This window comes from Streptomyces sp. NPDC059371 (genome assembly GCF_042751995.1).
Classification (GTDB): Bacteria; Actinomycetota; Actinomycetes; order Streptomycetales; family Streptomycetaceae; genus Streptomyces.
This window is the reverse complement of the sequence record NZ_JBHYXD010000010.1, coordinates 134,955-142,675: the sequence shown is the minus strand read 5'-3', so window position 1 is coordinate 142,675 and position 7,721 is coordinate 134,955. Positions and strand designations below refer to the sequence as shown.

The 7,721-nt window shown below is 73.5% G+C and carries 7 protein-coding genes; 1 reads left to right on the top strand and 6 read right to left on the bottom strand.

Features of this window, described 5'->3' with window-relative positions; genetic code table 11:
* The 4 genes from ACFXGX_RS09070 to pdhA all read right to left on the bottom strand — a co-directional run.
* On the bottom strand, window positions 1-932 hold a 932-nt coding region (locus ACFXGX_RS09070), incomplete at its 3' end, for a molybdenum cofactor guanylyltransferase (protein WP_384786891.1).
* A 78-nt stretch (window positions 933-1,010) separates the two neighbouring features.
* On the bottom strand, window positions 1,011-2,528 hold the full coding sequence (locus ACFXGX_RS09065) for a dihydrolipoamide acetyltransferase family protein (protein WP_384786888.1): 1,518 nt from the start codon (window positions 2,526-2,528) through the stop codon (window positions 1,011-1,013).
* A complete protein-coding gene (locus ACFXGX_RS09060; protein ID WP_384786885.1) occupies window positions 2,528-3,532 on the bottom strand; it encodes an alpha-ketoacid dehydrogenase subunit beta in 1,005 nt (334 codons plus the stop codon). The genes ACFXGX_RS09065 and ACFXGX_RS09060 overlap by 1 nt, the downstream gene beginning before the upstream one ends.
* Window positions 3,529-4,698, bottom strand: coding sequence for a pyruvate dehydrogenase (acetyl-transferring) E1 component subunit alpha (pdhA, locus tag ACFXGX_RS09055; RefSeq protein WP_384786882.1), 1,170 nt, complete (start codon window positions 4,696-4,698; stop codon window positions 3,529-3,531). The genes ACFXGX_RS09060 and pdhA overlap by 4 nt, the downstream gene beginning before the upstream one ends.
* A gap of 174 nt (window positions 4,699-4,872) precedes the next feature.
* On the opposite strand from pdhA, the gene ACFXGX_RS09050 reads away from it, so the two are divergent.
* Window positions 4,873-5,373 carry an Lrp/AsnC family transcriptional regulator gene (locus ACFXGX_RS09050; protein WP_355761955.1) on the top strand — a complete coding sequence of 167 codons (501 nt, stop codon included), beginning with the start codon at window positions 4,873-4,875 and terminating at the stop codon, window positions 5,371-5,373.
* A gap of 147 nt (window positions 5,374-5,520) precedes the next feature.
* Here ACFXGX_RS09050 and ACFXGX_RS09045 read toward each other — a convergent pair whose 3' ends face one another.
* Window positions 5,521-6,111, bottom strand: a complete 591-nt coding sequence (locus ACFXGX_RS09045) for a TetR/AcrR family transcriptional regulator (protein ID WP_384786879.1) — start codon at window positions 6,109-6,111, stop codon at window positions 5,521-5,523.
* The gene (locus ACFXGX_RS09040; protein WP_384786876.1) at window positions 6,108-7,622 is read right to left on the bottom strand and encodes a 3-hydroxyacyl-CoA dehydrogenase; all 1,515 of its coding nucleotides are present in this window, start codon (window positions 7,620-7,622) and stop codon (window positions 6,108-6,110) included. Before ACFXGX_RS09040 ends, ACFXGX_RS09045 begins: the two co-directional genes overlap by 4 nt.
* Between the last annotated feature and the right edge of the window lie 99 nt (window positions 7,623-7,721).

The following is a 7,721-nucleotide window of genomic DNA, read 5'->3' as shown; positions in this document are numbered from 1 at the left end:
GGCGCGGCGCCGCGGCTTCTGAGTCGCTCTGGGGGGGGGGGGGGGGGGGCGGCGCGCCGCCCGCGGGGCCGCCCCCCCCGGGCCAGGTCGAGCAGCACACCGGTGTCGACGTCCAGGTCGATGCCCAGTTCGTCCTTGACTGCGGAAATCCATTCATCCAGCACGTGCCCATGCTCCCTGATGCGTGCCCGAGCGGCGGCGATGTCGTCCCAGGTGTCGCAGTCGAAGGACGCGACGGGATCGGCGATGCGAGTGAGATCGAGTGCGGCGACGAGCCGCCGCAACGGCAGCCCGGCGAGGCTCCCGTGCGCGGCGGCGAGCACGCCCAGCTCGCGACGCAGCGCGTCGGCGCGGTAGACGGCCACAAGCGGCTGATCCCGCCCCTCGGGATCGACGAGAAGAACACCGTCGAAGCGGACATCGGGGCCGTCGGCACGGGTACCACGCCCGCCGTCGCGGATGCCGGGTTCCTCGGCGTGGGTTCCTGGGCCCTGATCAGGGGTCGGCGGGGGCTCGGGTGGGCCGGCGGTGTGAAGGGTGTCCAGCAGGCGCCGGACCGTCTTCTCCTCCAGGAACGGCAGGTCGGCCGAGAGCACGAGGACGTACGGCGCCGCGGTGTGCCGGAGCCCGGCGTCCAGCGCGGCGAGCGGGCCCCCGCCGGGCGGGTCCTCGCGGGCCCACTCCACGGGGCGTGCCGTGGGCCTGGGCCCGGCCACCACCACCGTGCGGCCGGCATCGGCACAGGCGGCCAGCACCCGGTCCAGCAGCGTCCGGCCGCCCACCCGCACGCCGGGCTTGTCCTCGCCGCCGAGCCGCCGGGCGGCACCGCCCGCGAGCACGACGGCGTCGTACCCGGCATCGGCGCCGCGGGTGCCCCGCGGGTCACGGCTGCCCGGCCGCCCGGTCGCGTCCTCGGGCTCGTACGCGGTCATGCCCCGAGTATGGGCGTCCGGGGATTCGGTGCCACCCCCGGGGCACGGCACGGGTCCGGGGTGACCGGACCCCGCGTCCTACAGAGTCCGCAGCAGCACCGCCGGCTGTTCGACGCAGTCCGCCACATGGCGCAGGAAGCCGCCCGCCGTACCGCCGTCGCAGACACGGTGGTCGAAGGCGAGCGAGAGCTGGACGATCTGACGCACCGCCAACTCGCCTTCGTGCACCCACGGCCTGGGGATGATGCGGCCGACGCCGAGCATGGCCGCCTCGGGGTGGTTGATGATCGGCGTCGAGCCGTCGACGCCGAACACGCCGTAGTTGTTGAGCGTGAACGTGCCGCCCGTGAGGTCCGCCGGGGTCAGTGTCCCGGTCCGGGCCGCCTCGGTCAGCCGGCCGAACTCCGCGCTCAGACCCTCCGCGTCCCGTGCGTGCGCGTCCCGCACCACGGGGACGACGAGCCCGCGCTCGGTCTGGGCCGCGAAGCCCAGGTGCACCTGGTCGAGCCGGACGATCTCGCGGGCGTCCATGTCGACCGTCGAGTTCAGCTCCGGGAAACGGGCCAGTGCCGCGGTGCAGATCCGGGCCAGCAGTGCCAGCAGGGAGATCTTCGGGTCGCCGGCCGCGTTCATCGCCCTGCGTGCCCGCATGAGCTCCGTCGCGTCGGCGTCCACCCAGCAGGTCGCGTCCGGGATCTCACGCCGGCTGCGCGAGAGCTTGTCGGCGACGGCACCGCGCACACCCTTGAGGGGGACACGGACGCCCGCCGGGGTCGTGCCCCGGGAGACGCCGGACGCGCCGGACGCCGCGCCGGGCACCACCGACGCGATGTCCGCGTACGAGGTCACCTGATCGGCCAGAGCGTCGAACGCGGGCGCCGCGGCGGGCACGCCGAATCCGGCAGGCGCGGCCGACCGCAGCCGGCCGGTCGCCGCCGCGCGCAGCGCGTACTCGACGTCGGCGCGCAGGATGAGTCCCTCGGGGCCGGAGCCCTCCAGCTCCCGCAGGTCCACGCCGTTCTCCCGGGCGAGCCGGCGCACGAGCGGCGAGATGACCGGCACGGGGCCGTCGCCCCGCGACGGCGCCACGCCGTTGCGGGCGTCCCGCGTGCCTGCTGCGGCCGGCGGCACGGCACCGGCGGGTTCGGGGCGGCTCCGCCCGGACCGGGCGGGTGACGCGCCCGCGCCCGCCGGGGACGGCGTCCCGGCCGGTGCGGCGGCTCCGCCGGAGGGGCGCACCCTCCGGCGCCGCGCCGGGGGCGCTCCGGTGCCGTACCCGACGAGCACGTTCCCGGAGCCCTCGTCGCTCCGCTCGTCCATGCCGGTCCCGCTGTCCCCGGCCACGGCCGGGGCGCCCACGGCGACGGTCAGCAGCGGTGCCCCGACGGGCAGTTCGGTGCCCTCCTCGCCGAAGCGGGCGGTGACCACGCCGCCGTAGGGACAGGGGACCTCGACCATCGCCTTGGCCGTCTCGACCTCGACGACGAGCTGGTCGACGGCGACGACGTCACCGACCTCCACCAGCCAGCGGACGATCTCCGCCTCGGTGAGTCCCTCCCCGAGGTCGGGGAGCTTGAACTCCAGCACCTGTGCCATCAGCTCTGCGCCTCCCATTGCAGCCGTCCCACGGCGTCCAGGATCCGGTCGACGCCGGGCAGGTGGTGCCGCTCCAGCATCGGCGGCGGATACGGGATGTCGAACCCGGCGACGCGCAGCACCGGCGCCTCCAGGTGGTGGAAGCAGCGCTCCGTGACGCGGGCCGCGATCTCCCCGCCCGGTCCTCCGTACCCGCCCGACTCGTGCACGACGACCGCTCGTCCGGTCCGCCGCACCGAGGCCGCGACCGTCTCGTCGTCGAACGGCACCAGCGAACGCAGGTCGACGACTTCGAGGTCCCAGCCCTCGGCCCGCGCCGCCTCGGCGGCTTCGAGGCAGACGGGCACGGACGGCCCGTACGCGATCAGCGTGGCGCTCCGGCCCGGGCGCCGCACCACGGCGCGGCCTATCGGCTCAACGGCCGGCGGCTCGTCCGGGTTCCAGGAATCCTTCGACCAGTACAGCCTCTTGGGCTCCAGGAAGACGACCGGGTCGTCCGAGGCGATGGCCTCGCGCAGCAGCCCGTAGGCGTCGGAGACGGTCGCGGGCATGACGACGTGGAGACCCGGGGTCGCCATGTAGTACGCCTCGGAGGAGTCGCTGTGGTGCTCGACGCCGCCGATGCCGCCGCCGTAGGGGACGCGGATCGTGATGGGCAGGGGCATGGCACCGCGCGTGCGGTTGCGCATCTTCGCCACGTGCGAGATGAGCTGCTCGAACGCCGGGTAGGCGAACGCGTCGAACTGCATCTCCACGACCGGCCGCAGGCCGTACATGGCCATGCCGACCGCCGCGCCGAGGATGCCCGCCTCGGCGAGGGGGGTGTCCGTGCAGCGGTCGTCGCCGAACTCCTTGGCGAGTCCGTCGGTGACGCGGAAGACGCCGCCGAGGGTGCCGACGTCCTCGCCCATGACGTGGACGGAGGGGTCGGCGGCCATGGCGTCGCGCAGGGCGCGCCCGAGCGCCTGCGCCATGGTGGCCGGTTTGAGGGCAACCGTGGTCATCGCCCGGCTCCTTCCGGGCCGTGCGGGCCCGCTCCGAGCGTGCCGTCCGCCTCGGCGTCCAGCTCCGCTCTCAGCCGGCTCTCCTGCTCGAGCAGTTGAGGAGTGGGCTGGGCGTACACATGGGCGAACAGTTCCATGGGGTCGAGCACCGGGTCCTGGTTCATGCGTTCGCGCAGGTCCGCGGCCATCGCCTCGGCATCGTCGCGGACCGCTTGCAGGGCGGCCTCGTCGAGCAGGCCGCGCTCGGTCAGCTCGCGCTCCACCAGCGTGACCGGGTCGTGGGCGCGCCAGGTCTCGACCTCGGCGTCGACTCGGTAGCGGGTGGCGTCGTCGGCGTTGGTGTGGGCGTCGATGCGGTACGTCACGGCCTCGACGAGGGTGGGACCGCCGCCCGCGCGCGCGTGGGCGATGGCCTCGCTCAGCACCTGGTGCACGGCCACCGCGTCGTTGCCGTCGACCAGGCGGCCCGGCATCCCGTAGCCGACGGCCTTGTGGGCCAGCGACGGGGCGGCGGTCTGCTTGGCGAGCGGGACGGAGATGGCGAAGCCGTTGTTCTGCACGAGGAAGACCACGGGCGCCTGCCACACGGCGGCGAAGTTCAGCGCTTCGTGGAAGTCGCCCTCGCTGGTGCCGCCGTCGCCGACCAGGGCGAGCGCGACCACGTCGTCGCCCTTGAGGCGGGCGGCGTGCGCGAGGCCCACGGCGTGCGGGAGCTGGGTCGCGAGCGGGGTGCACAGGGGCGCGATGCGGTGCTCGTGCGGGTCGTAGCCGGTGTGCCAGTCGCCGCGCAGGAGGGTGAGGGCCTGGACGGGGTCGAGGCCGCGGGCGACGGCGGCGAGGGTGTCCCGGTAGCTCGGGAAGAGCCAGTCGCGCTCCTCCAGCACGAGCGCGGCGGCCACCTCGCAGGCCTCCTGTCCGGTGCTGGACGGGTACACGGCGAGACGGCCCTGCTTGGTGAGCGCGGTGGCCTGGACGTTGTACCGGCGGCCACGGACCAGTTCCGTGTGCAGACGGCGCAGCAGGGCCGGATCGACCTTGGCGGCGGCGTCGGTGCCGAGGACGCGGTGGGGCAGCGCGTCGGGCAGCAACGGCGCGGGGTCGGTGCGGGGCTGCCAGGCGGGCGGCGGCGTGGGCCGGTAGGCCCCTCGCTGCTCCATGACCGTCATGACGGCACCTCCTCGTGGGAGCGGCTTCGGACGCGTCACGGGTGTGACGCGCCTCACCTACCGATTGTTCGGTCGTCGGCACATTTTGGCTACAGGCGCCGCCAGGCTGTGGACAAACGGTTCCGCGCAGCCTGAGATGGATGCAGTACGTCCATGGTAGGGAGGCGGGGGGACATGGCACCTGAACAAATGGCCGAGCCGCCGGAGGCCGGACCCTCCGCGCCGCCCGCCCGTCCGCTCGACGCGATCGACCAGGACATCCTGCACATGCTGCAGGCGGACGGCCGTGCCTCCATACGTTCCGTGGCCGAACGGGTCCATGTCTCGAGGGCCAACGCCTACGCACGGATCAACCGGCTCATCGAGGACGGTGTGATCCGCGGCTTCGGGGCGCGCGTCGACCACGAACGCGCGGGTCAGGGCACGTCGGCGTACATCACCCTCAAGATCGTGCAGAACTCGTGGCGCACGGTGCGGGAGCGGCTGAGGGTGCTGCCCGGGGCCTCGCACATCGCCCTGGTGGGCGGCGACTTCGACGTCCTTCTGCTGGTGCACACTCCGGACAACCGGGCGCTGCGCGAGCTGGTGCTCACCCGGCTCCAGGCCATCCCGGAGGTGCTCAGCAGCAGAACGCTGCTGGTCTTCGAGGAGGAGGACCTGGAGCCGGAGGCCTGAGCCGCCGGGTCTCCCGGCCGCACGGCACCCGCCCGTGGAGCCGGCGCGGCCAGGCTTCGGGCGACGAGAAGTCCGCCGGAACCGGCACCGCCGCGCGCCGGGCCGGAAAGGTCGGCCCGGCCCCTGCCGCCGGCCCCGCAGGCGGTCTCAGAGCTCCTGCCGGAGCCCTCCGAAGACCAGCACCACCACGGCGTCGGCCACTTCGCGCGCGCCCATGCCCCGCGCGTCCGGGCGGTACCACTCCACCAGCGAGTTGATCATTCCGAAGACCAGCCGGGTCGCGAGCCGGACCTCGACGTCGCCGCGTACGTCCCCGTCCGCGGCCGCCGCCTTCAGAAGCTCGGCGACCCTGTGGTCGAAGTCGCGGCGCCGCTCCAGGGCCCACCGCTCGGTGTCCGTGTTGCCGCGCACCCGCAGGAGCAGCGTCACGTAGGGCAGCTCGGACGTGAGCACCTCGACCATGCGCCGCACCACGTACTCCAGGCGCTCCACGGCCCGTCCCACGCGCGCGTTCTCCTCGTCGAGGATCTCGAAGAGGCCGTCCAGCGCCCGGCTCACCGCGCGCCGCAGCAGCTCCTCCTTGCCCGAGACATGGTGGTAGATCGACGACTTGGAGATGCCGGCGGCCTTGGAGAGGTGCTCCATGGAGGTGCCGTCGTAGCCGCGGTCGTTGAAGACCTGGACGGCCACGGAGAGCAGCGTCTCGGGGGTGTACGTGTCCCGTTTGGCGGTGGTCACTGGGCACCCTCACGCTTCTCGTTGCCGTACGCGTGGCGGTAGAGCGCCAGTGACGGGGCGTAGCGCCCGGAGGGGTCGCGCACGTGCAGTTCGTCCAGGACGTCGTACGACCAGTCGGCGCCGAGCCTGCGGCTCCACTCGAAGGGGCCGAGGGGGTAGTTGACGCCGAGGCGCATCGCGGTGTCGATGTCCTCCTCGGTGGCCACGCCCTTGGCGACCGCGTCGTGCGCGAGGTCGACGATCCGGGCCACCGTGCGGGCGACGATCATGCCGGGGCAGTCCCCGATCACGCTGACGTCCTTGCCCAGCGCCTGGAAGAGGCCGATGGCCTCCGCGAGCGTCTGGGGAGCGGTGTCCTGCGAGGTCGACAGGGCGATCCGGGTGGCCTTGCGGTAGTCGAGCGCGAGGTCGAAGTAGACGACGTCGCGGAACTCGACGGAGGTCTGGCCGTCGGCGAGGACCAGCTGGCCGCCGCTCGGCAGCACCAGGCGGGTGCCGTGGTCCTCCTCGTCCTCCCGGACCCGGATGCCCGCCTCACGGATCAGGGAGATGATCTCGGCGGCGGGGCCCAGATCGCCCTCGGCGACGACGTAGGCGGGCGGCTGCGTCTTCTCCGCTGTGTGCGGCTCGGCGGGTTCGGCGCCGTCCCCGTAGTCGTACCAGCCGTGTCCCGCCTTGCGGCCGAGCCGGCCCGACTCGACGAGCCGTCGCTGGGCGAGCGAGGGCGTGAAGCGCACGTCCTGGAAGAAGGCCCGCCACACGGAGTGGGTGACGGACTCGTTGACGTCCTGGCCGATCAGGTCGGTGAGTTCGAAGGCGCCCATCCGGAAACCGCCGGACTCGCGCAGGACCGCGTCGATGGTGGCGGGGTCGGCGGCCTGGGACTCGTGGACCGCGAAGGCCTCGGCGTAGAAGGGCCGCGCGATGCGGTTGACGATGAAACCGGGCGTGTCCGCGCAGGCGACGGGCGTCTTGCCCCAGGCGCGGGCCGTCTCGTACGCGCGCGTGGCCGAGGTGACGTCGGTCGCGAACCCGGAGACGACCTCCACGAGCGGCAGCAGCGGCGCCGGGTTGAAGAAGTGCAGCCCGACGAGACGGCCCGGATTGCGCAGCGCGCCGCCGATGGCCGTGACGGACAGCGAGGAGGTGTTGGTGGCCAGCAGGCAGTCGTCCCCGACGATGTCCTCGAGCTGGCCGAACAGCCGCTGCTTGACGTCGAGTTCTTCGAGCACCGCCTCGACGACGAGCGTGCAGTCCGCGAGGTCGCTGAGGTTCGCGGCCGGCTGGAGACGGGCGCGCGCGGCATCCCGGTCGGCGCCGGTGAGCCGGTCCTTCGCGACGAGCCGGTCGAGACGGGCGCCGATCGCTTCGGCCGCCGCCGCGGCCCGCCCGGGAGCGGCGTCGTAGAGCCGCACGGGGTGGCCGGCCACCAGCGCGACCTGGGCGATGCCCTGGCCCATGGTGCCGGTGCCGACGACTGCCACGGGGCTGCTGAGGTCGAGTGCTGTCATGTGCGCGATCCTCCCGCACGACGTTTTCCACAGATGCGGCGGACCCCCTTGTCCCGACCGATCGTTCGGTTACTCTAACTCTGACTGTCCATTCCTGCC